Consider the following 26,121-nt stretch of genomic DNA (forward strand, 5'->3'; position numbering starts at 1 on the left):
CGAGGAGTCGGTTTTGAGAATTCTGCTTTCCACATTGATCAGTTTCTCTTTTGTTTTAAGTTCTTGCGTACACAGCCCGACGAAAGTCCAGCAAGCTTCTTTCGACACTGTCATGCCCTTAAGCGAAAGAACCCCCGCAGCTCAAGACATTGACTGGTGGTCCGCCACCGCCGAACAAGTGAAAAATGCAACCTGCCGAATCAAATATCCCGTAACAACAGCAGAGATCGAATCCTATTTCAAAAAGCTTTCAACGGAAGGTTTCGAACCTGGCATATCTGAAATTTCAGGTGTCGTTCTTGAAAATGAAAAACCTCGCCTGGTATTAGCACTTGCAAAACTTCTCAGCCCTGCGCGTGAATCTGCAGTCATCGATGATGCCCCTAAAAACTTTCAGGAAAAATTCAAAGTGAATCCTTCTTGCACAAAAGCGCTTTGTGCCGCGACCAAGATCTTTGGTAAAGACGTAGGGCCGCAAATGCTTTTCTTAATGGACCGCTTTGACGTCAACACGTCACCTTATTCTTTCATCAATGCGGATCCTTTTACGGCTTCTGAAATTGCCGACGTCATTCGTTCCTTCGAGCTTGTTCATCCCGAACAAATTCCGTTCTCGCATAATAAACAGCTCACGAAGTTTAAACGCGGATACACAAGAGCGTCTTATGGAGAAGGCGGCGGCACTGTCGTCGCCAATGCGATGATCGAACTTTTTGACAGCTGGTCACGCCAACCGTCTTTGATGCGCCAATACACTCTTTATCACGAGATGGCCCACAATCATGCCGACAGTCAGTTTACTGATTACGATCGTTCCGCAACTTGGTTGAACTTCAGCAATTGGAAAGAAACTAAAGCTGGGGACTTCGCAAGCCAACGTCAGAAAGCGATGCAAGGTCATCCATTTGTATCAAAATACGGAGAGACCAACCCCTTCGAAGACTTCGCCGAAAGCGTGACAGCTTACCGATTTAATCCGGAGCTTTTGAAACGTAAATCCATGGAAAAATACAATCTCATCAAGCTTCTGGTTCATGACGGTCTTGAATACACAACAGAAGCTGGGTGTAAAAAGCAAACCCTGTCAGGAAGCTACCAAAAGAAGATTGATGAAAACGGCGGTGACCTCACAAAAAGCAATCTGGACACTATTAAGACGAATTGCCGTCAGTCTTACTATCAATCCATTCTTGGACATATGCCAACCAGTTTTTTCGGATCGTGTGTAGACTATGAAGCAACCGTGATCTGGCAAAAAGAAAACGCTAATAAATATCCCGACATCGTTCCGCACGCTCTATTCAATGAAAGGCTTCGCCTGAGCACTCTTCATTTCGAAAAAGTCAGAAAAGAGCTTATCAAAGAATTAGCTCCGGAAACGGCTGATTGGATTTTAGAGTCAGTGCAAAGTTTTTCATACCGCATGGATTCGTCGATGAGTAATAACGACTATTGCGATGTTTGGACGAATTTAAGTAACAAAGTATATCCAGGAATTACTTACGATAGTAATTGGAGTAAGAACGGCGTGTTCGTTTCCCGCGCTTATGCTCCACAACCGGGCGCTGCGCGCGGATTGTGTTTGGATCTTATTGGTGGTTTCACGCCGACTGCGAAATCTTCACTCTCGGCAATTCGTAAATGGGTTAAAGAAAAGGCTGTTCTGCAGACACAAGGTCCTATCGCTGAACGTGGGATCACACGGGATACTTTGCTGAAATATATCCTGGATCGAACTCTTCGCTAGAGTTTTCTGATTAAAGACTTGGCGTCTTCGGGCGCCCTGACTTTGATGTCGTTATCAAAATAAACGAAGACGTCTTTTTTCCCTTTGGGAAAAGCTTTGTCAGACATCGCTAAAGCGTCCTGAGGTTGCTTTCCTCCCCGCCACAATTTGATCCGGTCAGCCCACCAATTTAATGTCGGCTCGTCATATCCGCTTTTATAAATCTCTTCGTCGCCGTGCAAGCGCAAATAAACAAAGTCACTTGTGACGTCTTCGATATAAGGCCACTTGCCCGCGGTATCCGCAAAGACGAGCGCGACTTTATATTCGCGCAGCAAATCGATAAAATCGGGATTTTCAAAAGTATGACTGCGCACTTCCATCGCATGACGTAATATCTGTGAAGAACTTTTGGCGCCTTCCGGAAAACTGGGCTCTCTGCGATCGGATTTCTGCGCCAGCTTTGCCGCTTCCTTCATAGTTCGGGGTAATAGTTTAAAAAAGTTTTCTATTTTTTCTTCCTCAAAGCGAAAGCTCGGTGGAAACTGCCACAAAAAGGCGCCCAGTTTTTCTTTAAGATGCAAAACACCCGATGCAAAAAAGTTCGCCATAGGTATTTCTATATCGTTCAGTCGGCGAATATGCGTGATATAACGGGGACATTTCACAGAAAAAACAAAATCCTTGGGAGTTTCCGCATACCATTTTTTGAAACTTTCCGGCGACTGCGTGGAATAAAAGGTCCCGTTGATTTCAATCGAATTGATCTGCCTGCTTGCGTAGAAAAGTTCTTTGTTTTGCGCGAGGTCTTCGGGATAAAAAACTCCTCGCCAAGGTTTATAGCGCCAACCAGAAATACCAACTCTTGTTTCCATGTCCTAAAGCTATTAGACTGACAAAGTTCCGTCGAGAATATTGAGGTTTCATATGAAGTACTTTGTCATTTCACTTTTATTCGTTCTATCGTCCGTTGCTTTTGCAAAGAAAGAAGTCAAACCGACTGAAAAGTCGCAAGGTTCGGCAACTGCCAGCGAGTTAAGTCTCAAATTTCTTGGCATGGATGGATGTGCTCTCCTTTACGATATGAACAAGAAAGTGTGGCTTGAAGAATTCAATCCTGAAAGATGTAAAAGACGTCATGCACCTTGCTCGACGTTCAAAGTTCCTTTGGCTGTGATGGCATTTGACAGCGGAACTCTTAAAGACGCTTCAACATTATTCAAGTGGGACAAAGTTCCGCGCAGTCTTGACGTTTGGAATCAGGATCACACCGCGCAAAGCTGGATGACAAATTCAGTTGTTTGGTATTCGCAAGAAATCACCAAAAGAATGGGTCGAAAAAAAGTGCAGGAGTATCTGACCAAATTCGATTACGGAAATAAAGATTTCTCGGGAGGTCTTCAAGACGCCTGGCTGACCCCCGCGCCGTTTTCTAAGAATGTAAAAACTTCCGTATTAATCTCGGCCTACGAGCAAATCTCTTTTTTAGAGAAGCTCTGGAACCAGCAGCTTCCTGTCTCTGAGCATGCGATGAAAACCACCAAAGAGATCCTCTTATTAGAAACTTCCCCCTCGGGAGCAAAGCTCTATGGCAAGACAGGGTCCGGATACGTCGATTTTAAGCAAAATAAGAGACTTGGTTGGTTTATTGCCGTTGTGGAAAAAGGTTCCGAAAGATATTTAGGCGTTGTTACTTACAATGATCTTGATCCGCAAAAAGAGCCTGCTTTTGCCAGCGGACCGGCGAAAAAGATTCTCAAGGAGATTCTTGCAGAGAAAGGCCTCTTCTAGTACAAACTGACGCACTATGATTAGTACGTCCAATGTCAGCCTTAGATTCGGTGGAAAAAAACTTTTTGAAGACGTGAATGTCAAATTCACGCCCGGCAATTGTTATGGCCTTATTGGCGCCAACGGTGCCGGAAAATCCACTTTCCTCAAAGTTCTTTCCAAAGAAATCGAGCCGAACACGGGCGAAGTCCACATCGCCGCTGACTTGCGTCTTTCGATCTTGAAACAAGATCACTACGCTTACGATAACTTTACGGTTCTAAAGACCGTGCTCATGGGAAATTCAAAGCTCTACAAAGTCATGGAGGAAAAAGACGCTCTTTATGCCAAGGCGGATTTTTCCGAAGCAGATGGCGTGCGCGCTTCTGAACTCGAAACAGAGTTTGCGGAATTAAACGGCTGGGAAGCGGAATCCGAAGCGGGCGTCATGCTGGCGGGCTTAGGCATTCACGAAGATGCCCACCAAAAACTAATGAAAGAAATGAACGCCGGCGAAAAAGTAAAAGTTCTTTTGGCACAAGCCTTGTTTGGCAAGCCCGACATTCTTTTGCTCGACGAGCCGACGAATCACTTGGATATCTACGCTATTCAGTGGCTTGAAGAGTTTCTGTTCAACTTTGAAAACACCGTCATCGTTATTTCGCATGACCGTCACTTCTTGAACAAGGTGTGCACGCACATCGCAGACATCGACTATGGCAAGGTCACGACTTACACTGGTAACTACGATTTCTGGAGAGAAGCTAGCGAACTCAAGCAACGCCTCTTGAGTGATCAGAACAAGAAAAGCGCTGAAAAAGCGGAAGAACTTAAAAGCTTCATCGCCCGCTTTAGCGCGAATGCTTCAAAGTCTCGCCAGGCCTCCTCACGCCAAAAACAACTTGAGAAGCTTGAGTTCAATGACCTTCCCGCTTCATCACGACGTCAACCCTTCATTGGTTTTGATATCAAACGTGAGTTAGGTAATGACGTCTTGACCGTTCAAGGTCTGACGAAAACTTTCGAAGGCGAGACGTTGCTCAAGAACGTTAACTTTACTCTCAAAAAAGGCGACAAGGTTGTTCTTTTGGGTAAGAACGACTTGGCGAAAACACTTCTTCTGGAAATCATCGCAGGGGAAATGAACGCGGATGCGGGCTCATACACCTGGGGAATCACGACAAATCGCAGTTACTTTCCAACGGACAACTCAAAATACTTCCAAGGCGAAGAAGCGACTTTGGTCGACTGGCTTCGTCAATACTCTGAAGATAAGGACGAATCTTTCTTACGTGGCTTCTTAGGGAAAATGTTATTCAGCGGAAACGACGCTCTGAAACAGCCGAATGTGCTTTCTGGAGGCGAAAAGGTTCGCTGCATGTTCTCTAAAATGATGTTGTCTGGTGCGAATATTTTGATTCTCGACGGACCAACGAATCACTTGGATTTGGAAAGCATCACAGCGGTGAACGAAGGGCTTAAACGCTTTAAAGGCACGGTGATCTTTACATCTCACGACCACGAGTTGATTCAGACTGTGGCAAACCGTGTGATCGAGCTCGAAGGTGGCGTGGTCTATGACAACCACATCACCTACGAGGAATATCTGGCTTTAAAGAAATAATTTACTGGCAGTAGCTCGCGACAGGAATGAGCAACTTCTTTGCGGCCTTCTTACAGGTAGGTCGCAAATCACCCAACGCCTTCGCATCCGCCGTTTGTGACTGCTCATTGAAAGCATCCGTATCCGCTTCCTTAACAACGACAGAAATATTCTTTCCATCCGCTGTTAGTTTTGCTGAGTGTGGTTTCACATCGCAAACAGCTTCAGAATCCACCACCTCAAGTTTTTGCCACTGTGGAGCTTCTTTGGCACAACTGACCTTCAATTCGATTGTGTATGGCAGACCCAATCTTTCTTCCACTTTACGCATGGAAACCAAAGCCTGGCCTTTACCGTCATTCAGCGTGATTGTCTTTTCTCCGACAAGATCCGTCGCCGCGAAAGAAAAAGATCCAAATAAAAATGTCGATACAAGTGTTAAATTTCTAAATGTAGATTTCATATTCATTACCCCGCGCATGTTGGAAAAGAAAGATGGATATGGTCGTTATGCAGACTGTTTCCGCCTAGAGCCGAACCAGGAATTCCGATGGATCCTGAATACTCTCTTTGGCCGGGCCGGCACTTCGATGGCATCGTGTCTTTCCAACACTGTCTAAAAGAGTTGTAGAACTTGACCGTGTTACCTTTAAAGTCTTTGACGTTCGTGCTGATTTGCACGGATTTCCCGTCACGGTCATAAACGACGAACTTCACGATATCGATCGCTCTAGCCAAAGCATGCATACTTAAACTGGAAGAGTTTCGTGCATTTCTATTCACGTATGTTCCCCAGTGCGTAAGAAAAACGCGGTCTGGTTGTTTCATATCTGCCGCTCTCGCTGCGACTTCCACGCATCCAAAGAAGTGCTTGTTCAAATGAACAGCGAATGCCGGGTGCAAAGTCCCGTTACCGCACTTCGTGGTGCTTCCGTATCCGCCCATGACCATAGCATTTTTATCGCAGCCATTCCATGTTTGCCCTGGCCCATGTGCTAGCTGCGCGATTTTTGGCAACATAGAGAAATGGATGCTTGGATCGGCGGGATCCGTGGGTACAGGACTTGGTGTCGGAGTTGTCGTCCCTGGTGAGGGCGTCTCAGTATCTGGAATCCCTTGCGAAGTGTCGGGCTCTCCTGAGGCCCAATCACCGTCTCCGCTGGCATTCGCACAACTAATAAGAGTCGACATGGAAACAAGAACAACGGCAGAGGCCAACATCTTTGTCAGTTTTGAAAAGTGAGTATTGTTACCTTTTAAAAAATTGTGTGGTGTAAAGTTGTTTTTTGTCATTGCCCGAGTCTTAGGTAACACGGCTGTAATTGAAAAGACCTATAGACCAGTTTCTAGACCATATATGGACCAAGAGATAAAAATTTATTTTACGTAAGAACCGCTCTGGTAGCGGATTTCCGAGAATCTTATTTTTTGCAGTCGAGCGACGTTCGCACGATCCGGTGAGCATTAACACTCTATCTTAAGACAAATTTCATCTGTGTTTGCGCAGATTCGTCTCCGCGTCTGATGGTGCGCAGTAAAATGAAGCCAGAAAATCGCTTCTAACAAATGAGGTGTGACATGAAAAACGTACAGCAAATAGCATCTCTCGCTCTCTCTCTCCTTTTGGTCATTTCAAATCCTGTGGCCGCACAACCGGTGAAAGGACAACCGGCACAGAAAGACGCCAACACCACTAACATGATTGAAGAACTCAATCCCTTCGATCCGAATGTCGAAGAGATCCTAGAGTACTACGATAGAATTTACGAAGAAGAGACTGGTAAGTCCGCGCATCTTGAAGATCTCGATGTGAACGACATCATCGGTCTTGCAAGTTGCTATCGAAGTTCATGCAACGTGTGGGCGCAAGTCGTGAAGTCATCACAAAGAATGTATCTTTACGTGAATGGCTCCCTTCGTGGTTCATGGGCTGTCTCGACAGGGATTTCAGGATACGGCACTCCAAATTTTGACAGACATCCCAATGGACGTATCTATGACCGATACACTTCATCGAAGTTTCCCGGTGGTGATTACAACGGTTTAGGCAACATGCCTTATGCTGTTTTTATCACAGGTGGTTTCGCGCTTCACGGAACTCCTCGGGGCAACTGGCCGAAGTTAGGTCAACGGGCATCGCACGGTTGTATCCGTATGCATCCTGACAATGCTTACATGTTCAATCGTCTTGTCCGACAATACGGCAAAACCAATGTGTGGATCACGGTTCAATAACTCCACAAAGCGAGAGAGTGTGGAAGCAATTATCCCTGAGAAAAATCAGGGATAATTGCTTTTGAAGGATCGCGTCTTTCAGGGAAGATACAGAAGCATGGAACAATCTAATGGTTTTGTTGTCTGTCACGTGTGCTCTCGCCATATTCCCATAGAAAATGGAAAAGATAATTCCGTGGTCTGCGACCGTTGTGGCGCGCGCAATCGTATCAAGCCGAAGACAACCCAGTTAACTCTTGCATACTCACTGACCGCTTTAATTCTGTATCTCCCCGCAAACGTTTTCCCTTTTATGACGATTGAACTTTATGGCAACAGAAATACTTCGACGATTTGGACCGGCATTGTCGCTTTGATGGATACGGGCTATTGGCCCATTGCCGTGATTGTGTTCTTGGCCAGTCTGGTGATTCCTTTCCTAAAACTAGCGATTCTTTTTTATTTATCTTTTACGGCGAAGAATTCCCGCAACAAAAAACTCAAAACGCGTCTTTATCAAATTGTCGAAGCCATTGGACGCTGGTCGATGCTCGATATTTTTCTGCTCGCAGTCCTAGTTGCGATTATGAAATTGGGCCCTTGGACAACAGTTCGTCCTGAAATCGGCTCCGTGATGTTTGCTTTAGTTGTGATTTTCACAATGCTCGCCTCTGCATATTTCGACCCGCAAATTATTTGGGAAGATGAAAATGGCAAAGAGACTTAAATCCATTTTTTCACTCTTTCGTTCTAACTGGTTTGTATGGCTTTTTCCTTTATTTGCCATCGGGATATCCGCTTGGCTTTTTGTGGAGTATCTTGATGAGCGCGGGCCCATGATTAAAATTTCTTTTGACGATGGGGCTTCGATCCAGCCAGACAAAACATACATTCGCTTTCGTGGAGTTCCGATTGGCGTCGTTAAAAAAATTGAAATCTCTGACGACCGTAAGTCCGTCATCGCTTACGCAAGACTTAAGAAAGCAGCCGCCGTGTTTGCTGTCGAGGGCTCTCGCTTTTGGCTGGTGGCACCTAAAGTCACTCTGCAAGGAGTCAGCGGTTTAGAAACCCTGACCGAAGGAACCTATATTGCCGTTCAGCCCGGTGATTCTGGAAACAGAATTAAAAAATATTTCAAAGGCAAAGAAGACTCTGACACCAAAGATCCTTTAGAGGACACCGTTTCATACTTTCTGGAATCTCCTAACGTGGATTCACTGAATGACGGCGACTCGGTGACATTTCGGGGGCTCAGAGTGGGCTCGATCACGAAAGTAAGCTTGAACAAGACCGGACAGCTCGCCATTGTGCAAATCAATGTTCCTTACAAATATGTGCGGTTGATCAGAACCAACACCGTGTTCTGGAAGAAAGTCGCTGTTCAAGCCCGACTTGGAATTTTCAAATCAGAACTTAAAATAAATTCCTTCGAGTCCATACTTCACGGCGGAGTGGAACTTTTCACACCGGAGACTCCCGGCGAGATAGCTAAGGCACAAAGCAAATTTCCGTTGCTGGCGGCTCCTCCCAAAGACTGGGAAAAGTGGAATCCAAAACTGACATCTGATTAAACGCAGTTTTGGTTTTTGTCTTTTTCCGGAAGATTTCCTTTTGGGATGAGCTTCTCCATTTTTTCTTCAAAATACCTTTTTGGAGGTCTGCATGAAAAAAATATTTTCTCTTTTTTGGATCACTCTCGCCTTTGCGGGATGTAATGACAACAGCTCTTCCACCACGAAGGGAAATCCATTTCAAAAACCGAGCGTAGACAATCCTCCAACTCTCACCCGGACGGATTTTCTTACGGGACTTGATTCTCCCTGGGATATGGCGTTTACGCCCGATGGAACCATGTTCTTTACAGAAAAATGCAAAGGACTTTCAGTCAGAAAGAACGACGGAACTGTCGCGCATCTGTTTGGCACGACTGGCGCCTCCCTGGTTGCTGAAGATCTTTTTTGCGAAGGTCAGTCCGGAATGAATGGCGTAGCTCTTGATCCTGACTACGCTAACAACAGAACTCTTTACGTTTACATGGCTTCAAATCTCTCGACGAACCCAAGAACGAATCGTGTCGTTAAACTTGTCGTCGATTCGGATTTTGGCACAGCCTCTGAGCGAACTGATATCGTGACGGATATTTCCTATAAGAACGCCGCGAACAATTGGGGAAGTGCCGGTTCACACAGTGGCGGTCGTATTCGTTTCGGTCCCGATGGGTTCCTCTACATAACAACGGGAGACAATCACAACGGTCCCCTTCCGCAAGACGCAAACAAACTGGGCGGAAAAGTTTTGCGCGTGACGACTGCAGGTGCTGCGGCTCCGGGAAATACTCCACCCGCAGGAGGCGATGCCCGCATTTTTACTTATGGGCATCGAAATCCGCAGGGTATCTCTTTTCACCCGGCGACAGCACAGCCTTTTATTTCAGAACATGGTCCTGAACACAGCGATGAGGTGACCCCTCTTGTTGTGGGTGGCAACGGAGGCTGGGATCCGAAACCAGATCCAGGTGTTACTTGACAATTACTGCGGTTACATCTCGAATAATAAAGAAGGTATTCCGACCCCCATGACGGATCTAAAAAAGTTTCCGAATGCGATGAAGCCGGTCAAAGTCTACGCGGACTCTATTGGCATGAGTGATTCCACTTTCTTAACGGGTCCTCAATGGAAAGGCTGGAGTAACGCTATGGCCGTGGGATCTCTCGCAGGCCAAAAAGTGGATATCCTGATTATGGATGAAAAAGGCGAAGTCTCTGAAACCGTGAAAGCGGATTTGCCTGACGCTCGCATGCGGGCTTTGGTGCAAGGACCTGATGGAAGCCTTTATATTGCCACCGACGAAGGCACTATTTGGAAGGTAACGCCTCAATAAAAAAAGAGGGGCCTTGGCCCCTCTTTTCATTATCCAACGGCATTTTCCAGAAGGATCAGAATAATTCCGATAATAGACCCGCCGGCGATCACTCCTGCAGCGAGCGTTTCCTGATTGTCTACGAAGGCACGATAGCCAAAGCTATTTGTATCCTTGAAGCGTTTGCGCGCAATCCAGAATAATAAAGTTCCCAAAGCCATTGACCACGCATCGACAAAACGCAAAACAAAACCTAAACCCAATCCCACACCTGAAAGCGGAAAGCGTCCTTTTGTTTTTTTATTTAGAATCTCGATGACAATTCCAAGAATCGCACCAATCGCAGCGGCTCCTTGTGCTGTCGGATGTAAATTGCTTAAGCCCTTTGTTAGAACTTCTGCGACACCTTTCCAAATGGAGGCGCCCGGAAGCGGCAGACTTTCTGACGTGAATAACGAGATGTCTCCGTGGAATAGAGAATAGAAAACGGGTACTGCCACCAATCCACCGGCAAAAATTCCTAAGATGTGACCGATAGCCTGGTGACGAGGTTTACCACCCAGCATGTAAGCCGGTTTAATGTCCATCAAGAGATTGCTCGCATTCAACGAAACTTCAGAGGTGATTCCGGCTGTCATCAAATTTGTCGTCACGTTACCAGGGGCTGCAATTCCATAAGTAATCTGTGTGAGTTTTCCTAAAGCCCCGCCTGGTGTGATACCGGTAAGTCCCGTCGACGTCACGGCGATCAATGTGAAAATGAAAACCAGAGGAATCGCAAGAAGGCCTAGCCAATAGTGAATTCCAAACCACATATGACCTAGATAAACGACAATGGCGCCCACAACCGGGATGCCTACTGCGAAAATCCACATTGGAAGTTCGATCTTCTCCAAGGCATCCACTTTTGTTTTTTTCTTCGAAAAACTTTTACGGAAAGTTTCAACGATGATTTGCGGTTTAGAGAAGAATGCAAACAAGGACGAAGTCGTCATGACCGCGGCGCCGCCCCACAAAGCCCACATCGTAATCGCTTTGAACTTCGCTTCGGGGATAATGCCCATGTTAATAAGAACAGGTGCACACACGAAATAGTTAATAAAACCACCAAGCAGAATCGACATGGCCGTTTTCATGCTCATCAAGCCGCCCGTTCCCATCATAACGATAGAAGTGTCGAATTGAATTGTCAGATCCTTAAGAGGACTTCCCAGAATTTTTGGCGTTGCGAATTTATAAATGAAGTCATCCCAATAGTGCGGCAAAGCTAAGAATTTTAATTTGATGGCACCTAAAATAGTATCCGCTCTTAAAAACTCGATCAACGCTGAAAGCGAAGCACCCGCCATAAGAAGTTTGGCTTTGAACATACCCTGTTTGCCTTCTTCGGAATGCAGACTGTCCAGCACCACACCTGCTGCGTAACCTTCCGGAAAGGGCATCTGTTCTTCGTTGATGAAACGTTTTTTCAGAGGAAAAGCAAAGAGCACTCCCAAAATCGCCAGTGCGACAATCCACCAGAATGTCTGCCACATCGGGATCACCTCACCTGTCACCATCATATACGCAGGAATGGATGCCATCATGGGCGCCGTCATGTATCCCGCACTCGTCGCAATACTTTGCATGGCATTGTTTTCAAGAATAGTCATGTGCGAACCTAATTTTAGTTTCGACATCAATTTGAAAAACGCGTAAGAAAGAATCACCGAGGAAATTCCGACTCCCAATGTCCACCCGGTTTTAATCCCGATATAGAGATTGGTCAGACTTAAAATGCCTCCTAAAATCATTCCCGTCAGAGCAGAACGAAGATTGAGCTGAGGCATATCGCCTTTGTAAACGTTCTTCAGCCACCACTCGTCTTTTTCCGCCAACGTCATGGAGTGTACTTGATCTTCTGATAATTCTTTAATCATGGTAGTCCCTCTACTATGTTTCTCTTTTACCATAGAGAGGGACTGAAGCTTACTATTTTTCGAACTGCTTTAATTCTCGAAACCACAGTGCGCCATCAGAGCCCACAGCGAATACCATTAATTGGGCGGAATCACGAGCTGCCGCTCCAGGGCCCGAAATGATTCTTCCTCCCAGCGGCACCCAAACAGACCAGAAACCATTTTTCTGCATCTTGTACCAAAGTGAATTATCGGATTTGCGCGCAAAGGCGACCATCACTCCATTGGTCAATGAAATCACATCTGGTGAAGGCATCAGTTCTGTAACATCGTTACTCAGCCACGATCGCCAAGAATTTCTGGTGAAAGTTTTTTGAAAAAGATTGGAGCCACTTAAACCAAAGACATCCATTTTTCCCGAAGCTAACGAAGTTGCTGCAGGATCACTTGTCGATTTTAAACCGATAGACTTCCAGCCATTCCAACTACGCCCATTCCACGTGCGATGCCAGAATGAGGTATCAGGCCCACGCACAAAAAGATCGATACGACCCCCGCCCCATGACGTCGCCGCAGGTCCCGATGTCCAATTTCCCTTTAACGAAATCCAGTTAGACCAAAACCCACTTCTGAAAGTCCGCTGCCAAAGAGCATTGTCAGATCCCACAGCAAAAACGTCGAGCCGACCAGGACCTGAGGAGACACATGCAGGATTGTATTTAAAACTTCCGCCAAGAGAGGACCACGGCAACCATTGCGATCCATTCCACGTTCGAATCATCAGCGTATTATCAGGAGCGATAGCGACGACCGAGGTCGCCATGCCTGAGGTGCATGCGGCAGGATCGGAAATAAAATTCCCCTGAAGGCTTTGCCAATCCGTCCAGCGCCAATTAGCCGATGGTTTTGTTTTTTTCGCGGAACCTTGTACGACAGTTGACACAAGGACAACTGCAAGAATGGAAGCCAAAAGTGATCTGATATTGAAGTTCATTTTTTTCCTCCCTCTTTTGAGCTTTCTAAGAAAACTTTAAGCAGGAAGAAATTTTCTCAACAGATCCGATGCTAAAAGACCCGTTCCGTGCAGGACAAACGGAATTGAGTATTGCAAAAGAGGTTCGCTTTCCAATGTCTCTTGTCGCTGGATGGGACTTAATGAGAGGACTTTAAAAGCTCTGTTTCAAATCTTTCAAAAGACTGGATCCACCCGTCTTCTACGCCATAGCGTTTAGCGATAGACACGGGAATTCCATAATTCAACGTCACTTTTGTTTTCTTGTCTAACTCAGCAAAAGTCACCGTCAAGACGGCTTCCGAAGGAAAGTCGGTGCCCATTCCATAGGCCGAAGGCGGCACAAAGTTTCCCTCTTCATCGCAGAAGTAAAGAGTCGATACGATTTTTTGCTCTGGAATAATTTCTTGAAACATTCCCTTGTTCCAATAGTCATCTCCTTCAGGGGAACGCATGCAGATAAGGAATGTGCCACCGGGCCTAAGATCTATTTCGCAATGAGGTACTTTGAACTTATGAGGTCCCCACCATTTTTCAATGTGTGCGGGTTCCGTCCAAACTTTGAAGACCAACTCGCGTGGACCATCGAAAGTACGCTCCATCGTGAGTTGTGGCTCTTTGGGAGAGTAGAGTGTTTTTTCAGTCATTCTTCAACTGTGTCTTCATCCCACGGAGGCTGTCATCCATATATTTAACAGTCTCGGCCTTCTGCCCTTTAACAGCTATTTTTTGATTCTTAAAGAGTGAATGTAGTGAAGCGCTTGAGCCGCAGCATTTTCAAACGTCTCTGGACTGCGTTTTATTTTTGTTAAAAGCATCCCGCCTTGCATGATCGAGATACAAAGATCTGCCAATCCTTCAGGCGAAGCCATCGCCACAAGTTCTCCGGCAGCTTTTCTTTCCGCAAAGAAGCGGATGAATTGATTGCGACACCACTCCAAAAAAAGTCGAACGTCTTGGCGTAAAAGTTCTTGCTCATTAGAAATGTCATTGCCAATAGTGCCAATAGGACAAGAGAGTTCGAAAGACACCGACCTTTGAAAGTCGATATATTTTTGAAACCAGGTCTCCATATCTTCCCATGATTTGATGTCGTAACCTGTAGGAGCCGCTCCACTTTTGATCACGTCATGCAAAAACTGAATCACGGCGTGGACAAGACCTTCTTTATTTTTGAAATAATGCGTGAATTGACTTTTCCCTGTCCCCGAGCGCTCCAGGACCTGATCAATGCTTGTCGCGTTCACCCCTTGAAGGTGAAAGAGCTCCAGAGCGGAGTTGATCATTCGAAGTCGTGCGTCCGATTTTATCGCCATACCTTTTATCTATCATACCTGTTCTAATTAGTACATATCTGTCTTATAACAGGCTGATTTTCCCTAGAAATGTCTTAAAATGATAGGACCTCTTATTTTCTGTTGAACTGTACTATTTAGTACAGTAGAAATAAAAGCAAGGGAAACAGAAAGGATGAATATGGAAAAGAAAATCTTCGTAAATCTTCCGGTGAAAGACCTAAAAAAGTCGATGCAGTTTTTTTCACAACTAGGTTTTGAGTTCAACAAACAGTTTACCAACGAACAAGGCGCGTGCATGGTTATCAGTGATTCCATCTTCACGATGCTTTTGGACGAGAAGTTCTTTAAAACTTTCATTAAAAAAGAAGTATCAGATGCAAAGAAAAGCACCGAAGTACTTATTGCTCTTTCCGCTGATAGCAGAAAAGAAGTGGACGAGATGGTGGAAAAGGCCGTGAAAGCCGGCGGCACGACTTATCGTCCTCCTGAAGATCTGGGGTTTATGTACCAGCATGCCTTCGAAGATCTCGACGGTCATATCTGGGAAGTCTTTTGGATGGATCCTTCTCACGTTCAATAAGCAATAATGGCTTCGTCTTTCAGACTCTCCGCAGGCATTGTTCCCGTATTCGCAGCAGAAAGAACTCAGTATCTTCTGCTACGCAGTTACAACTATTGGGACTTTCCAAAAGGCTTGGTTGAAAAAGACGAAGATCCTTTCGCCGCAGCTCAAAGAGAGCTTCTGGAAGAAACAGGAATTTCTGATGTCGAATTTCCGTTCGGCAAAGAGTTTCTGGAAACGGAACCGTACTCGAATGGAAAAGTCGCCCGGTATTATCTTGGCGCTGTGACTGAAACCGAAGTCGTTCTGGGTGTGAATCCCGAACTCGGTCGTCCCGAGCACCAAGAATACAGATGGGCGACATATGAAGAAGCTAAAAAACTTTTAGGCCCTCGGGTTTTGCGCGTGCTGAACTGGGCCCACGGAAAGATGAAATAAAATATGTGGAAAAAAATCTTTGTAGGACTTATTGCAATCGTTGTTGTTCTTGGTGTTTTTATTTACATCGCACAAAAGAAAACTAAAACCGTCGTTGTCGAACATACATTCAATGCGCCGGTCGCGAAAGTCTGGACTTTGTGGAATGACCCTGAGTCCATGAAAAAATGGTGGGGCCCTAAAGGCTTCTCGGCTCCTGTTATCAAAAATGATCTGCAAGTCGGCGGTACGTTTCTGCTTTCTATGAAAGCGCCGGACGGTAAAGTGTCATGGAACGTGGGGAAATACACCGAAGTCCTTCCAAACGAAAAAATCGCAGCGGTGATGTCCTTCTCTGACGAAAACGGAAATGTCGTACCTGCATCCACTTACGGCGTACCCGGAGAGTGGCCGATTGAGGTGACTGTCACAGTAGAGTTCAAAGATCTTGGCGACAAAACGCACATCAAGATCACAGAGACTGGCATTCCCATGATTATGTACGTCTTTGCAAAGATGGGCTGGGAACAACAGTTCGTAAAATTTGCAGAGCTTCTTTAGTTTTCAAAGGAGGGTTTCATTAATGAAACGCCTCCTTAAGTTTCGCGAGGTCGAGCTTTTTCATTCCAAGCATTGCTTTCATGACTTTCTCGGCTTTCGCGACATCTTTACTGGCCATCATTTCCGCCAGCTCCACCGGAACAATTTGCCAAGAGACGCCATACTTGTCCTGAACCCAGCCACAAGGCAGAACCACGCCATCTTTAGACAGCTTTTCAGAATATTGATCAATCTCTTCTTGAGTTTTACAGTTCACGACGAAGGACATCGCAGCCGTTATCTCATTATCCTTTTTGTCTTGTCCCTCCATTAAAGCAAATTCCTGCCCATCAAGAGAGAACATTGAATGCATAACTGAGTTGGATTGAGGATCTTTTTGCAAGGATTCAATTTTTGAATTTTTAAACTGCGAGACGTAATAATGGATCGCTTCTTCGCCTTTGCCGTACATTTTTCCAGTAAAAAGTAACGAGGGCGCAATCTTCTGACCTTGTTTGCCCTCCCACAACATTAATTGCCAAGGAACGCCAAACTTATCCTGGCACCATCCATATTTCTTTGCCCAAGGATACTCTTTGAGCTCGAACATCGTAGAGCCCCCCTTACTGAGCTGGCTCCATAGTTCGTCTATTTCCTTTTCTGAATTGCATGAAACAAAAAATGATACGGCCGGAGTGTGCTTAAAAGCCGGTCCTCCATTGAGTGCCATGAAAGGCTGACCTTCGAGGTGAAACTCTACCGTCATCACCGATCCTTCTTTCTGACCGGAAGCTACAGCGCCCGCTTTATTGTAGTGCGCGACTCTGTCCGTTTTTGAATTTTTAAAGAGTGACGTATAAAACTTCACCGCTTCTTCCGCCTGCGTATCAAACCAAAGACAAGGATAAATTCTATTCATAAAAGTTTCCTCGATGGTGTTCATTACACCTTCGAGGCGCAGCCTTCGTCAATGTACGAACCGACAATATGTTATTTACAATTTTTAAGAAGTTCTTCCCAAATGATGCGGGCGACCGGGCCCATCGGTTTAAGCTTCAGTCGCATGATATGCAAATCCAGAAAAAATGGCTTCACACTTTCGTTTTTTATCTCGATAAGACGGCCTTTTTTAAGATCTTGTTCAATTTCATTGCGAGGCAAGCGCCCCCAGCCAAAACCATTCAAGATCATTTTGTGTTTGAGCGCATGATCCGTGACGTAACATCTCTTCGTCCCCGCACCAATGCCCTTGATATCTCTTTTAAGAAGTTCTTCTTTATTTCCCTGCGGAAGCACGACAATTTGAGTAAAGCGCTGAAGAAATTTTCCGCCCCCTGTCGTCGCATTCTGTTTTGCAAGCGACTTCGCAACCACCGGAATCATTTCTATTTTATCGAAGGCGACACTCTCAATATCTTTATTGCCTTCGTCCTTCGTGGAAATCGCAAAATCAGCATCGCCGGAAATAAGCGACTGAATGCCACCGCTCATGATCTCGGATCGGAAGGTCATCTCGGTTGGATATTTACCTAAAACAGTTTCAGAGAAGACGCTTTCAATTGCTTCAAAACGCACCAATGGATCTAAAACAACCGTTAAAAAAGGTTCCACCTTCTTTGTTCCAAGTTCTTGACCTATGGATTTTAACTCGCGAAAGGACTGCAGAGTTTGCTTTGCCCAATTGTAAAAAACAATTCCTTCCGCCGTTAGCTTGGGCCGGTACTCTTGGCGATTGAAGATTTGCAGATCAAACTCTTCTTCCAGTTTCTTAATCGCCACGCTGAGACTGGGCTGCGTTTTATGAAGATGCTCAGAAGCCGCCTTAAAACTTCCTTTTTCCACAATCATTTCAAGGGTTTCTAGCTGATCTATGGTCATTATTCCGCCTTAATCTATATAAATATAATCTATATAGATCTTAAATTCTTATTAATTTTTTTCAAAGCCTTTTTCGCCGATACTAGGTTCAGTGGAGGTCACGTATGTCGCACAAAAACTCTTCACCACGACGAAAGTTTTTAGTGGGAGCTTTGACAACAACATTGGGCTTCGTCGCAGCAGCGGCATTCGGTTTTAAACGAAAGGAGAAAGGTATGCTTACAATTAGAAGATCAAATGAAAGAGGACTTGCGGAACATGGTTGGTTGAAATCACGTCATACCTTTTCTTTTGCGGAATATTACGATCCTCAACATATGGGGTTTGGCCCGTTACGCGTGATTAACGAAGACCGTATCGCCGGCGGCAGTGGTTTCGAAACGCATCCGCACAGAGACATGGAAATCATTTCTTATGTGATTTCGGGCGGACTTCGCCACAGAGACTCCATGGGAAATGTCGCGGTCATCAAACCCGGCGAAGTGCAACGCATGAGTGCTGGCACCGGCGTTCTTCACTCGGAGTTTAACGATGAGGATAATAAAGAAACGCATTTCTTCCAAATCTGGATTATGCCGAATCAACGTGGCGTAAAACCTGGATACGGTCAGAAGTCTTTTGAACAGGAATTGAACTCGCAAAAACTTGTTCATGTGATTTCAAAAGATGGCAAAGACGGTTCGATCAGCATTCACCAGGACGCGGATATGTATATTTCGCGCTTGAAAAAATCCGAGACCTTGGATTTCAAACTCGAAGCTCCACGCCGTTTGTGGCTTCAATTGGTGAAAGGATCTGTCGAGGTGAACGGTGAAAAACTGGAAACTGGCGACGCCGTTGCCGCGACCGATATCGGCACAGCAAAGATTGTTGCCAACGACGATTCCGAAATGATTCTTTTCGAACTTCCTTAAAGCTAAAGGCGCGGGTTTCAACCCGCGCCTTTAGACTTCCGCCGTAATTCTAAATTCTTGTAATTTCTTGAAAATTTAAAATTCAAAAACCGCCCCCTTGACAAATTTTTCGGTGATATCAAAATTTATTTAAGGAGCGGCCTGACTGTTCCGGATAACAAAATCTTTTTCTGTTTCTATATACAAATGCCATGTGAAAGGAGGAATTGGTTATGAAACAGATTCATCAAATAGACATTGAAGAACTTTGTATTAAGTTTCAAGGTTTTCACCCGACTGACTTTACTCGCTCTTATCTAAGAGGAGAAATGTCAGCCATTCACGACGAAGCTCCCTATGGTTCCGCGCTGAAAGCGATCTTTTCACGCAGGAATCAATCTTTCAAAGGAGTTGTCGCTATTCACTCTTCCGCAGGGAGATTCTTCGCCGTGGCTTCAGGAACAAAATTGAAAGAAGTCGTTCAACGATTGGTTGAACAACTTCGCAAGCAATTGCAGAAGTGGAAAGACCAGCGGTTCCAAAAGAACGGAAAGGAGGACCTCTATGAAAACTTTGACGGTTTGGCGCAATCTGGCTCATAAAATTTTCACAGCCGTAAGCTTCTTGGCTCTTCTTGCCGTTGTCACTAGCTCAAAGGTCAATGCAAGCAATACAAGCTTTACCTTGACTGACGAGATGCTGATGCCTCGGTGGCAAGTGCCTTCTCCTCTTTTAATTCAAAAGTGTGAACGAAAGGAGCATGCATCCGATAGAATCCGACTTTGGAAGTATGAACCTTCTGAAGTTTGCTCAGAGGAAAAAGTAAATATAAATAAAAACGTAGAGGAAGAAAAATCTTCCTCTACGCTCTAGACTGAATTTTCTTGAGTTGCGCTTTTTGATACGAAGCGACGGCTCCATTAAACAGACAGCGAAGCAATGGATCTTCCATAATATCCACGGACTGAGTCGGGATATTATCATTGATCCGCACATACATCGAAGTGAGTGACTCTCCCAACTCCAGAGCGGCATATAATTTCGCTATGGAGACTTCAGTCAACCAACCGATAGGTTCGCTCTTGGTGTCGGCGATTTTTATTCCTTCGAGGGAAATCCGATATTCAAAGGACATCGGTGTTCCCCTGTGGTCATACAAAACAAGTTTCCAGATGCGCGGGACTTCGAAGTATGCATCTTGTGGTGGCTCCATCGCGTTGTACTTTTCTAGCAACCCTTTCCGGCAGTAGCGAAGCACAGACTCAGTTTGTTCATCGGTCAAAGCTGCAAAGTGTTTTGCAATTTCTGACGTCGCGGGCGGGATGAGGGTGTCGTCGTACTCGTAGTCGACGTTCTGCTCTCCGACCGGGTGCACCCAGTCTAACGAGGGCGCTGGCATGATGGAATCTTGTTGTAAATAGACTGACATTGAAGGATTTAAGCGCACGACTTTGGTATTCGGCAGCACCGTCGAAATGTCTTTTTCAAATTGTATATAGGTAATCGGAAAAAACGCTTTGTTATACCAAGACCACTCCTCCATGCGGAATTGACAAGAGCTCGGCACGATCGCTTTCGGATTTAATTCTTGAATTTGCTCTATCCACTCTGGAGGAAGCTCGCGCGAAGCAGGTTCCGCCTGCGCCGGAGAAAGCACCTCGATCTCGCGCATAGTTTGAAAAGGCCAAAGCACAAGGTCCCAGGAGGTCTTTTTAAGAAGATCGAGAGTTTCGTAATCGATCCATGAATCAACGACGTTAAGAATGTTTAGATTTTCCGCTTTGACATGAAAAATAGAATCCACATCCTCGTCGAGCGCCCGGCGCGGAGTGACTACAAAAGGACCTATAAATACCGGCTCATTCAGTTGGAGCGAATGAACATTCTGAAACCCAAGCTCCTTGAGTAACGAAAAATATTCGTCAAAAAGACAATACATATAAATCGGGATTTCACGATCAAGATGATTCAAGCTCTCCAAAGAACAGTGGTCATCATGAAAATGCGAAATAAAGACGGCGGCGAATCTTTCTTGTTCGATCCGCTTATAATCGAAACTCACATTTGGAAAAGCATGGCAGTTTCGGCTGAATGGATTCTCAAAGAGAGGATCAAAGGCAATCTGAACGCCCTGACTTTCTAAAACATAACCTGCATGAAGAATTCTAGAAACTTTAATACCCATCGCCGAACTGATCCTACCTCTGGTCTTGCGTCTTTTTCAAGATCGGCCTATGGTAAACCTATGAAAATGATCTCTTGGAATGTGAACGGCCTTCGCTCTGTACATAAGAAAAACTTTCGTGAGTGGTTTGAGAAAGAGAAGGCGGATATTGTCTGTCTTCAAGAAATTAAAATCACTGAAGACGTGCTTCAGGATGATGAGGAATTTTATCATCCTGCCCGTTATCATTCTTCTTGGGCCTTTGCAGAAAAAGCGGGCTATTCAGGATTAGCACTTTATTCTAAGAAAGAGCCGGATGAAGTCCGTATTGGCTTGGGTATTCCTAAATTTGATAAGGAAGGCCGCTGGCTTGAAGCGGACTTCGGCCCGATCACTGTCATCAATAGCTATTGGCCGAACTCGCAACGCGATCACGCTCGCCTGCCTTTCAAGTTGGAATTTTGTGCCGCTGCGGAGAAAAGACTGCAAGCTTTGCGCAAGAAAGGCCGTGAAGTCATGATTTGCGGTGACTTCAATATTGCACACAAGGAAATTGATCTTAAAAATCCAAAATCTAATATGAAAAACGCAGGCTTTCTTCCCGAGGAGCGTGCGTGGATGACAAAGTTCCAAGACAAACTTGAGTGGGTCGATGCCTTCCGCAAATTCGAACAAGGCCCAGGGCACTACACCTGGTGGAGTTACCGTCCAGGCGTTCGCGAAAAAAATATCGGTTGGCGCTTGGATTACTTCCTTGTGAATAAGGAAGCGTCCGATCGTTTAAGGGCCGCTGCCCATTGCCCAGATGTGATGGGTTCAGACCACTGCCCTGTTCGTTTGACGCTAAAGAAATAGATTTGGTTCCGAAAGAATTATCTTTTAAATAGCCAGCTTATAAGACCAATGACGGCACTGATAAGCAGGCATGTTGTCAGTGGAAAATAGAATTTGAAGTTTTCTTTTTCTATACGAATGTCGCCTGGAAGTCGTCCTAATCGCAAAGATTGAATCCAACCAAAGTGCCATGCAACTCCGACTAAGATCAAAACGATTCCGATTAAGACTAATACTTTCGCGATGGGGTCGAGCTGCATAGGCACCTTATGTCGTCGCTACCAAAAATTCCTCTCCCGTTGATGGTCTCAGGCCATCAGCTCTTCCGGCAAAGTATTTGGGAACCAAGTCCGTCGTTGAGAAATGCTCAACCTTTTTGAAGCCCGCTTCCTTTGCAAGAAACAACATTTCTTGAGGAGAGAAAAAACTAATGAATGGCGTTCCTGAGCGTTGCGCCCCTTTTAAAGACATTTCATAACCGGGTTTCTCTTGAGCGTCGACCAGATCCAGCGGCAGCATAAATGTCATAATAAATTTCGATCCAGGAGCCAGACTCATCATTTGTTTCAAAGTTTCTTTAATCGCATCCAAGGTGAGATACATACTTACGCCCATCGAAGTTACAATCGCTGGTTTCTTGGGATCAAATCCGGAAGCGGCAAGTTTTGTCCACCATGACTCTCCCGATTCAAAATCGACAGGAACAAAGTGCAGCCATGACGGAGTTGAAAATCCGATCTCTTGCAGACGCTGCTGTTTCCACGCTTGGGTGCTTGGTTTTTCCACTTCAAAAACTTGCAACTTCGATGCTATGTCAGGACGTCGTTGGGCAAAGGTGTCTAAGCCAGCACCCAACATCACGTACTGACTGATTCCTTGGTGAGCTTGCTCTGTCACAAAATCTTCGACGAATCTGGCGCGACCTACAATGGACGCGCGAAAAGGTGCTGTGCCTTGCGGGTGCATATCACCTCGCTGACGCCAACCCTCTTCAGGCGCTACAAGCTTTACACCGATATCATCTTCTAAAATATGCGGAGGAGCATCCACTTCCACGTGCAATGCTCTCCATAGGGCTACGCGTACGGCCGTGCTATCAGGAACGTTGTTGTGCTTATCTTGCATAAACCACCTCACATGGTGAAATGACCAATGCAAAGATTCTAAGAAATCGAGCGCGTTGGTTCAAGGCCGATCTGCCAAATCATAACGATCCAGATTCATCACCTTATTCCAAGCCGATACGAAATCGCGCACGAATTTGTCTTTAGCATCGTCGCTCGCGTAAACTTCCGAATAAGCTCTTAGTTGCGAGTGATACCCGAAGACCAAGTCCACACTGGTCGCCGTCCACTTTGTTTTGCCACTGGCGCGATCTCGCCCTTCGTAAACACCTGAGGTGGCCGAAGCACTCCATTCGGTTCCCATATCAAGAAGATTCACGAAGAAGTCATTCGTCAAAACGCCCGGCCGATCCGTGAAAACTCCATGCGGTGACTTAGCAACGTTCGCTCCGAGCACTCGCATCCCGCCAATAAGAGCCGTCATCTCTGGAGCCGTTAGTTTTAATAAATTAGCTCGGTCCAACAAAAGAGTTTCCGGAGAAAGTTTTCCCGAGCGCACGTAATTGCGGAAGCCATCCGCTTTGGGCTCAAGCACTGCAAACGATGCCGCATCCGTTTGATCTTGTGAAGCATCTGTACGACCCGGCGCAAACGGCACAATAACATTATGACCTGCTTTCTGCGCGGCACTTTCGACGGCAGTACATCCTCCTAAAACAATCACATCGGCGAGAGAAACTTTTTTCCCACCGCTCGCTTGCGATTTATTAAAATCTGTCTGCACTTTCTCAAGGGCTTGTAAGGCTTTGGCAAGCTCTGCAGGTTCATTCACTTCCCAATCTTTTTGCGGAGACAAACGAAGCCGTCCTCCGTTCGCGCCTCCTCGCATATCTGTTCCTCGGAAAGAGGAAGCCGCAGCCCATGCTGTAGCAACGAGACGCGAAATACTGAGGCCCGACGCCAGAATTTTTTCTTTAAGATTCTTTATGTCTTGGTCATCAATAAGTTTATGATCAACCTCGGGCACCGGGTCTTGCCACAACTGCGCAGGCGCAACCCACGGTCCCCAATAACGGGAAAGAGGTCCCATATCGCGATGAAGAAGTTTGTACCAAGCTTTGGCAAAAGCCTCGGCGAAGTCTTTTGGATTGTCGTGATAATGTTTTGAAATTTTCGCGTAGGCAGGATCCGTTTTTAAAGCAATGTCCGTCGTGAGCATTGTGGGAGCATGTTTCTTCGTCGGATCATGCGCATCAGGCACGGTGTTTTGTGCCTCTGGATTTTTCGGTTTCCATTGATGGGCACCTGCGGGACTCTTCGACAATTCCCATTCGTATTTATGCAGATTTTCAAAGAAGCCATGACTCCATTTTGTCGGCTGCTGAGTCCACGCGCCCTCAAGCCCACTCGTAATGGCATGCGAGCCTTTACCTGTACCGAAAGAATTTTTCCAGCCAAGCCCTTGCGCATGAATGGGACAACCTTCCGGCTCCGGTCCTACGTGTTGATCTGCTCTCGCGGCACCATGGGTTTTTCCAAACGTGTGACCTCCGGCAATCAATGCCACCGTCTCTTCATCGTTCATCGCCATACGCGCAAACGTTTCGCGAATATCGCGAGAAGCTGCTGCTGGATCGGGTTTGCCATTGGGACCTTCGGGGTTCACATAGATAAGTCCCATTTGTACCGCTCCGAAAGGTCCTGCTAATTCACGGTCTCCGCTGTAGCGTTCGTCTCCAAGCCATGTGTCTTCGGGTCCCCAGAAAACTTCTTCAGGTTCCCAGACATCTTCGCGACCAAATCCAAAACCAAAAGTTTTAAAACCCATGGACTCTAAGGCACAGTTTCCAGCGAAGACTAGAAGATCTGCCCAGGAAATTTTACGACCGTACTTTTTCTTAATCGGCCAAAGAAGTCGACGGGCCTTATCTAAGTTCGCATTGTCAGGCCAGCTATTGAGCGGCGCAAATCTCTGCGCGCCGTCGCCACCACCGCCTCGTCCGTCTTCAATACGGTAGGTACCTGCGGCATGCCAGCTCATGCGAATGAAGAGTGGTCCATAATGGCCATAATCCGCAGGCCACCAGTCTTGAGAGGTTGTCATGACTTTAAAAATATCCCGCTTTAAGGCTTCGACATCCAACTTTTTAAACTCTTCCGAGTACTTAAAAGTCGCCTCCATCGGAGACACTCGCGGCGAATGCTGATTCAAAACGGAAAGATCCAGCTGATTCGGCCACCAATCACGATTCGATCGCGGTCGCGTTGTCTTTGGTTTTGGAGATGCTATCTGGGGATTTTCACTTTCACTGCGTGGTTCAGACATAATGGGCTCCTTGAAAAGACTCCATCGTCAGTCTGAACTCACAAACTTTCCAATTACGATTTTAGAAACATGTCAGATCACATTTCATTGATCTCGGGTTCTACAAGCTGAGTAAGCAATTGAAGAGACTGCTGCCAGCCGAGATAACACATCTCTACCGGAATCGCGTCAGGAATACCGTCTTGAGTAATTTTTAGTTCGGTGCCGCCCATGACTTTGCGAAGAGAAACCACCACGTGCATTTCGCCAGGCAGATTCGGATCATCAAACTTATCTGTATACTTGAGCAGCTCATTCGGTTTGATCTCCGTGTACTTGCCACCGAAGGACTGACTTTGATTCGTCGTCAGATTCGTGAAAGACATTCTATAGCCACCACCAACGCGAAAGTCGATCTCATGCATTTTTGCGATAAAACCATGAGGAGGAAGCCACTTCACCATCGCATCGGGATTCGTCAAAGCTCTAAAAACTCTTTCCGGCGGAGCCGCCAAAACTCTGTGTAATTGAACTGTGCCTGCCATTACGTCCTCCTATGTTTTTAATGTCCCATCTTTCCACATGTGAATGAGGACGTCTAGTGTGCGTGAGAATGTCTTGTGTGTGCGGCCTTTTGCGCAGCTCGTTTCAGTCCCGCAGCTCCCTTTGTTCGCACCGCTTTCGCTGCGGCCGCCTGACGTGCAGCCGGTCCCCGTTTTTTCGCCGTTTGCTTCGCGAACTTGGAAACTTCTTTTGGTGACACTGTGGAAGTCGGTTCTTTTTTCAGAGCCTTTAAAGTCGCTCGGCTTCTTTTCGCCGAAGTTTCCGAAGAGGGTTTGCGAGAAGCTTTCTTACGAGTTGTCTTAGGTTTCACATTAGGATTCTCTGGAATATCAACGCCGGCTTTTCGCGCTTCCGACAAACCTATGGCCACGGCTTGTTTCATAGAACGAACTCCATGCTCGCCTCGACGAACTTTATCAATCTCTTCTTTCACAAACTCCCCGGCTTGTGTTGACGGAGCTTGTCCTTTTCTTGCTTTTTTCTTCGCTCTCTCGATGGTTGCTTTTTCAGGCATACGTC

General features: G+C 45.9%; 29 protein-coding genes. 14 read left to right on the forward strand and 15 right to left on the reverse strand.

Features of this window, described 5'->3' with window-relative positions; translation table 11 throughout:
- Positions 1-13: 13 nt before the first annotated feature.
- Positions 14-1,747, forward strand: a complete 1,734-nt coding sequence (locus QJS83_RS01770) for a hypothetical protein (RefSeq protein ID WP_284607210.1) — start codon at positions 14-16, stop codon at positions 1,745-1,747.
- Here QJS83_RS01770 and QJS83_RS01775 read toward each other — a convergent pair.
- On the reverse strand, positions 1,744-2,601 hold the full coding sequence (locus QJS83_RS01775; RefSeq protein WP_284607212.1) for a DUF72 domain-containing protein: 858 nt from the start codon (positions 2,599-2,601) through the stop codon (positions 1,744-1,746). The two genes, QJS83_RS01770 and QJS83_RS01775, sit on opposite strands and share 4 nt — an antisense overlap.
- 52 nt (positions 2,602-2,653) lie before the next feature.
- On the opposite strand from QJS83_RS01775, the gene QJS83_RS01780 reads away from it, so the two are divergent.
- Together QJS83_RS01780 and QJS83_RS01785 are read left to right on the forward strand one after the other, a co-directional pair.
- Positions 2,654-3,517 carry a penicillin-binding transpeptidase domain-containing protein gene (locus QJS83_RS01780; RefSeq protein WP_284607214.1) on the forward strand — a complete coding sequence of 288 codons (864 nt, stop codon included), beginning with the start codon at positions 2,654-2,656 and terminating at the stop codon, positions 3,515-3,517.
- 16 nt (positions 3,518-3,533) lie between these two features.
- The gene (locus tag QJS83_RS01785; protein WP_284607216.1) at positions 3,534-5,120 is read left to right on the forward strand and encodes an ABC-F family ATP-binding cassette domain-containing protein; all 1,587 of its coding nucleotides are present in this window, start codon (positions 3,534-3,536) and stop codon (positions 5,118-5,120) included.
- Position 5,121: 1 nt separating this feature from the next.
- Here the strand turns inward: QJS83_RS01785 and QJS83_RS01790 are convergent, their stop codons facing one another.
- Together QJS83_RS01790 and QJS83_RS01795 are read right to left on the reverse strand one after the other, a co-directional pair.
- Positions 5,122-5,562 (reverse strand): hypothetical protein, encoded by a 441-nt coding sequence (locus tag QJS83_RS01790; protein ID WP_284607217.1) that lies wholly within the window; start codon positions 5,560-5,562, stop codon positions 5,122-5,124.
- Between the two features lie 5 nt (positions 5,563-5,567).
- Complete coding sequence (locus tag QJS83_RS01795; RefSeq protein WP_284607218.1) at positions 5,568-6,392, reverse strand: extensin family protein; 825 nt, start codon at positions 6,390-6,392, stop codon at positions 5,568-5,570.
- A gap of 285 nt (positions 6,393-6,677) precedes the next feature.
- Between QJS83_RS01795 and QJS83_RS01800 the strand changes: the two genes are divergently transcribed.
- The 5 genes from QJS83_RS01800 to QJS83_RS01820 all read left to right on the forward strand — a co-directional run bounded on the left by QJS83_RS01800 (position 6,678) and on the right by QJS83_RS01820 (position 10,194).
- Positions 6,678-7,334, forward strand: coding sequence for a L,D-transpeptidase (locus tag QJS83_RS01800; protein ID WP_284607219.1), 657 nt, complete (start codon positions 6,678-6,680; stop codon positions 7,332-7,334).
- 97 nt (positions 7,335-7,431) lie between these two features.
- Positions 7,432-8,040, forward strand: coding sequence for a paraquat-inducible protein A (locus QJS83_RS01805; RefSeq protein WP_284607220.1), 609 nt, complete (start codon positions 7,432-7,434; stop codon positions 8,038-8,040).
- Entirely contained in the window at positions 8,024-8,884 is an 861-nt protein-coding gene (locus QJS83_RS01810) for an MlaD family protein (RefSeq protein WP_284607222.1), read from the forward strand. The genes QJS83_RS01805 and QJS83_RS01810 overlap by 17 nt, the downstream gene beginning before the upstream one ends.
- A gap of 91 nt (positions 8,885-8,975) precedes the next feature.
- A complete protein-coding gene (locus QJS83_RS01815) occupies positions 8,976-9,839 on the forward strand; it encodes a PQQ-dependent sugar dehydrogenase (protein WP_284607225.1) in 864 nt (287 codons plus the stop codon).
- Positions 9,829-10,194: a PQQ-dependent sugar dehydrogenase gene (locus tag QJS83_RS01820; RefSeq protein WP_284607227.1), complete on the forward strand. Its 366-nt coding sequence runs from the start codon at positions 9,829-9,831 to the stop codon at positions 10,192-10,194. The genes QJS83_RS01815 and QJS83_RS01820 overlap by 11 nt, the downstream gene beginning before the upstream one ends.
- Positions 10,195-10,223: 29 nt before the next feature.
- Here the strand turns inward: QJS83_RS01820 and QJS83_RS01825 are convergent, their stop codons facing one another.
- From QJS83_RS01825 to QJS83_RS01840, 4 genes are all read right to left on the reverse strand, one after another.
- Positions 10,224-12,092, reverse strand: coding sequence for an OPT family oligopeptide transporter (locus QJS83_RS01825; protein WP_284607229.1), 1,869 nt, complete (start codon positions 12,090-12,092; stop codon positions 10,224-10,226).
- A gap of 52 nt (positions 12,093-12,144) precedes the next feature.
- Positions 12,145-13,065, reverse strand: coding sequence for a PLL family lectin (locus QJS83_RS01830; protein ID WP_284607230.1), 921 nt, complete (start codon positions 13,063-13,065; stop codon positions 12,145-12,147).
- Between the two features lie 158 nt (positions 13,066-13,223).
- Entirely contained in the window at positions 13,224-13,730 is a 507-nt protein-coding gene (locus QJS83_RS01835; RefSeq protein ID WP_284607231.1) for an SRPBCC family protein, read from the reverse strand.
- A gap of 75 nt (positions 13,731-13,805) precedes the next feature.
- A complete protein-coding gene (locus QJS83_RS01840; RefSeq protein ID WP_284607233.1) occupies positions 13,806-14,399 on the reverse strand; it encodes a TetR/AcrR family transcriptional regulator in 594 nt (197 codons plus the stop codon).
- A gap of 160 nt (positions 14,400-14,559) precedes the next feature.
- Between QJS83_RS01840 and QJS83_RS01845 the strand changes: the two genes are divergently transcribed.
- The 3 genes from QJS83_RS01845 to QJS83_RS01855 are packed head-to-tail and all read left to right on the forward strand — an operon-like array spanning position 14,560 to position 15,921.
- Positions 14,560-14,961: a VOC family protein gene (locus QJS83_RS01845; protein ID WP_284607235.1), complete on the forward strand. Its 402-nt coding sequence runs from the start codon at positions 14,560-14,562 to the stop codon at positions 14,959-14,961.
- Between the two features lie 6 nt (positions 14,962-14,967).
- The gene (locus QJS83_RS01850; protein WP_284607236.1) at positions 14,968-15,381 is read left to right on the forward strand and encodes an NUDIX domain-containing protein; all 414 of its coding nucleotides are present in this window, start codon (positions 14,968-14,970) and stop codon (positions 15,379-15,381) included.
- Positions 15,382-15,384: 3 nt separating this feature from the next.
- The gene (locus tag QJS83_RS01855; protein WP_284607238.1) at positions 15,385-15,921 is read left to right on the forward strand and encodes an SRPBCC family protein; all 537 of its coding nucleotides are present in this window, start codon (positions 15,385-15,387) and stop codon (positions 15,919-15,921) included.
- A gap of 19 nt (positions 15,922-15,940) precedes the next feature.
- On the opposite strand, the gene QJS83_RS01860 is transcribed toward QJS83_RS01855, so the two are convergent.
- On the reverse strand, positions 15,941-16,843 hold the full coding sequence (locus QJS83_RS01860) for a VOC family protein (protein WP_350159163.1): 903 nt from the start codon (positions 16,841-16,843) through the stop codon (positions 15,941-15,943).
- A gap of 47 nt (positions 16,844-16,890) precedes the next feature.
- Positions 16,891-17,778, reverse strand: a complete 888-nt coding sequence (locus tag QJS83_RS01865) for a LysR family transcriptional regulator (protein ID WP_284607240.1) — start codon at positions 17,776-17,778, stop codon at positions 16,891-16,893.
- A 104-nt stretch (positions 17,779-17,882) separates the two neighbouring features.
- On the opposite strand from QJS83_RS01865, the gene QJS83_RS01870 reads away from it, so the two are divergent.
- Complete coding sequence (locus QJS83_RS01870) at positions 17,883-18,692, forward strand: pirin family protein (protein WP_284607241.1); 810 nt, start codon at positions 17,883-17,885, stop codon at positions 18,690-18,692.
- Between the two features lie 212 nt (positions 18,693-18,904).
- Complete coding sequence (locus QJS83_RS01875; RefSeq protein WP_284607242.1) at positions 18,905-19,273, forward strand: hypothetical protein; 369 nt, start codon at positions 18,905-18,907, stop codon at positions 19,271-19,273.
- 260 nt (positions 19,274-19,533) lie between these two features.
- Here the strand turns inward: QJS83_RS01875 and QJS83_RS01880 are convergent, their stop codons facing one another.
- Positions 19,534-20,856, reverse strand: a complete 1,323-nt coding sequence (locus QJS83_RS01880) for an MBL fold metallo-hydrolase (RefSeq protein ID WP_284607244.1) — start codon at positions 20,854-20,856, stop codon at positions 19,534-19,536.
- A 60-nt stretch (positions 20,857-20,916) separates the two neighbouring features.
- Here QJS83_RS01880 and QJS83_RS01885 point away from each other — a divergent pair, with 60 nt between their 5' ends.
- Positions 20,917-21,690, forward strand: a complete 774-nt coding sequence (locus QJS83_RS01885) for an exodeoxyribonuclease III (protein ID WP_284607246.1) — start codon at positions 20,917-20,919, stop codon at positions 21,688-21,690.
- A gap of 17 nt (positions 21,691-21,707) precedes the next feature.
- Here QJS83_RS01885 and QJS83_RS01890 read toward each other — a convergent pair whose 3' ends face one another.
- From QJS83_RS01890 to QJS83_RS01910, 5 genes are all read right to left on the reverse strand, one after another.
- A complete protein-coding gene (locus tag QJS83_RS01890) occupies positions 21,708-21,929 on the reverse strand; it encodes a DUF2905 domain-containing protein (protein ID WP_284607248.1) in 222 nt (73 codons plus the stop codon).
- A 7-nt stretch (positions 21,930-21,936) separates the two neighbouring features.
- The gene (locus QJS83_RS01895; protein ID WP_284607249.1) at positions 21,937-22,794 is read right to left on the reverse strand and encodes a class I SAM-dependent methyltransferase; all 858 of its coding nucleotides are present in this window, start codon (positions 22,792-22,794) and stop codon (positions 21,937-21,939) included.
- 60 nt (positions 22,795-22,854) lie between these two features.
- On the reverse strand, positions 22,855-25,059 hold the full coding sequence (gene katG, locus QJS83_RS01900; protein WP_284607251.1) for a catalase/peroxidase HPI: 2,205 nt from the start codon (positions 25,057-25,059) through the stop codon (positions 22,855-22,857).
- A gap of 77 nt (positions 25,060-25,136) precedes the next feature.
- Complete coding sequence (locus tag QJS83_RS01905) at positions 25,137-25,583, reverse strand: SRPBCC family protein (protein WP_284607253.1); 447 nt, start codon at positions 25,581-25,583, stop codon at positions 25,137-25,139.
- Between the two features lie 53 nt (positions 25,584-25,636).
- Complete coding sequence (locus QJS83_RS01910; protein ID WP_284607254.1) at positions 25,637-26,116, reverse strand: DUF6496 domain-containing protein; 480 nt, start codon at positions 26,114-26,116, stop codon at positions 25,637-25,639.
- Between the last annotated feature and the right edge of the window lie 5 nt (positions 26,117-26,121).

It is taken from the genome of Bdellovibrio sp. 22V (genome assembly GCF_030169785.1).
Classification (GTDB): Bacteria; Bdellovibrionota; Bdellovibrionia; order Bdellovibrionales; family Bdellovibrionaceae; genus Bdellovibrio.

Bases quoted from the DNA above. Each gene is read 5' to 3' on its own strand.
- QJS83_RS01805 (WP_284607220.1), top strand. From the start codon at position 7,432: ATGGAACAATCTAATGGTTTTGTTGTCTGTCACGTGTGCTCTCGCCAT.
- QJS83_RS01910 (WP_284607254.1), bottom strand. From the start codon at position 26,116: ATGCCTGAAAAAGCAACCATCGAGAGAGCGAAGAAAAAAGCAAGAAAA.
- QJS83_RS01870 (WP_284607241.1), top strand. From the start codon at position 17,883: ATGTCGCACAAAAACTCTTCACCACGACGAAAGTTTTTAGTGGGAGCT.
- QJS83_RS01835 (WP_284607231.1), bottom strand. From the start codon at position 13,730: ATGACTGAAAAAACACTCTACTCTCCCAAAGAGCCACAACTCACGATG.
- QJS83_RS01850 (WP_284607236.1), top strand. From the start codon at position 14,968: ATGGCTTCGTCTTTCAGACTCTCCGCAGGCATTGTTCCCGTATTCGCA.
- QJS83_RS01800 (WP_284607219.1), top strand. From the start codon at position 6,678: ATGAAAAACGTACAGCAAATAGCATCTCTCGCTCTCTCTCTCCTTTTG.
- QJS83_RS01885 (WP_284607246.1), top strand. From the start codon at position 20,917: ATGAAAATGATCTCTTGGAATGTGAACGGCCTTCGCTCTGTACATAAG.
- QJS83_RS01785 (WP_284607216.1), top strand. From the start codon at position 3,534: ATGATTAGTACGTCCAATGTCAGCCTTAGATTCGGTGGAAAAAAACTT.
- QJS83_RS01890 (WP_284607248.1), bottom strand. From the start codon at position 21,929: ATGCAGCTCGACCCCATCGCGAAAGTATTAGTCTTAATCGGAATCGTT.
- QJS83_RS01855 (WP_284607238.1), top strand. From the start codon at position 15,385: ATGTGGAAAAAAATCTTTGTAGGACTTATTGCAATCGTTGTTGTTCTT.
- katG (WP_284607251.1), bottom strand. From the start codon at position 25,059: ATGTCTGAACCACGCAGTGAAAGTGAAAATCCCCAGATAGCATCTCCA.
- QJS83_RS01810 (WP_284607222.1), top strand. From the start codon at position 8,024: ATGGCAAAGAGACTTAAATCCATTTTTTCACTCTTTCGTTCTAACTGG.
- QJS83_RS01830 (WP_284607230.1), bottom strand. From the start codon at position 13,065: ATGAACTTCAATATCAGATCACTTTTGGCTTCCATTCTTGCAGTTGTC.
- QJS83_RS01860 (WP_350159163.1), bottom strand. From the start codon at position 16,843: ATGAACACCATCGAGGAAACTTTTATGAATAGAATTTATCCTTGTCTT.
- QJS83_RS01840 (WP_284607233.1), bottom strand. From the start codon at position 14,399: ATGGCGATAAAATCGGACGCACGACTTCGAATGATCAACTCCGCTCTG.
- QJS83_RS01905 (WP_284607253.1), bottom strand. From the start codon at position 25,583: ATGGCAGGCACAGTTCAATTACACAGAGTTTTGGCGGCTCCGCCGGAA.
- QJS83_RS01880 (WP_284607244.1), bottom strand. From the start codon at position 20,856: ATGGGTATTAAAGTTTCTAGAATTCTTCATGCAGGTTATGTTTTAGAA.
- QJS83_RS01775 (WP_284607212.1), bottom strand. From the start codon at position 2,601: ATGGAAACAAGAGTTGGTATTTCTGGTTGGCGCTATAAACCTTGGCGA.
- QJS83_RS01875 (WP_284607242.1), top strand. From the start codon at position 18,905: ATGAAACAGATTCATCAAATAGACATTGAAGAACTTTGTATTAAGTTT.
- QJS83_RS01845 (WP_284607235.1), top strand. From the start codon at position 14,560: ATGGAAAAGAAAATCTTCGTAAATCTTCCGGTGAAAGACCTAAAAAAG.
- QJS83_RS01825 (WP_284607229.1), bottom strand. From the start codon at position 12,092: ATGATTAAAGAATTATCAGAAGATCAAGTACACTCCATGACGTTGGCG.
- QJS83_RS01865 (WP_284607240.1), bottom strand. From the start codon at position 17,778: ATGACCATAGATCAGCTAGAAACCCTTGAAATGATTGTGGAAAAAGGA.
- QJS83_RS01780 (WP_284607214.1), top strand. From the start codon at position 2,654: ATGAAGTACTTTGTCATTTCACTTTTATTCGTTCTATCGTCCGTTGCT.
- QJS83_RS01790 (WP_284607217.1), bottom strand. From the start codon at position 5,562: ATGAAATCTACATTTAGAAATTTAACACTTGTATCGACATTTTTATTT.
- QJS83_RS01815 (WP_284607225.1), top strand. From the start codon at position 8,976: ATGAAAAAAATATTTTCTCTTTTTTGGATCACTCTCGCCTTTGCGGGA.
- QJS83_RS01895 (WP_284607249.1), bottom strand. From the start codon at position 22,794: ATGCAAGATAAGCACAACAACGTTCCTGATAGCACGGCCGTACGCGTA.
- QJS83_RS01795 (WP_284607218.1), bottom strand. From the start codon at position 6,392: ATGACAAAAAACAACTTTACACCACACAATTTTTTAAAAGGTAACAAT.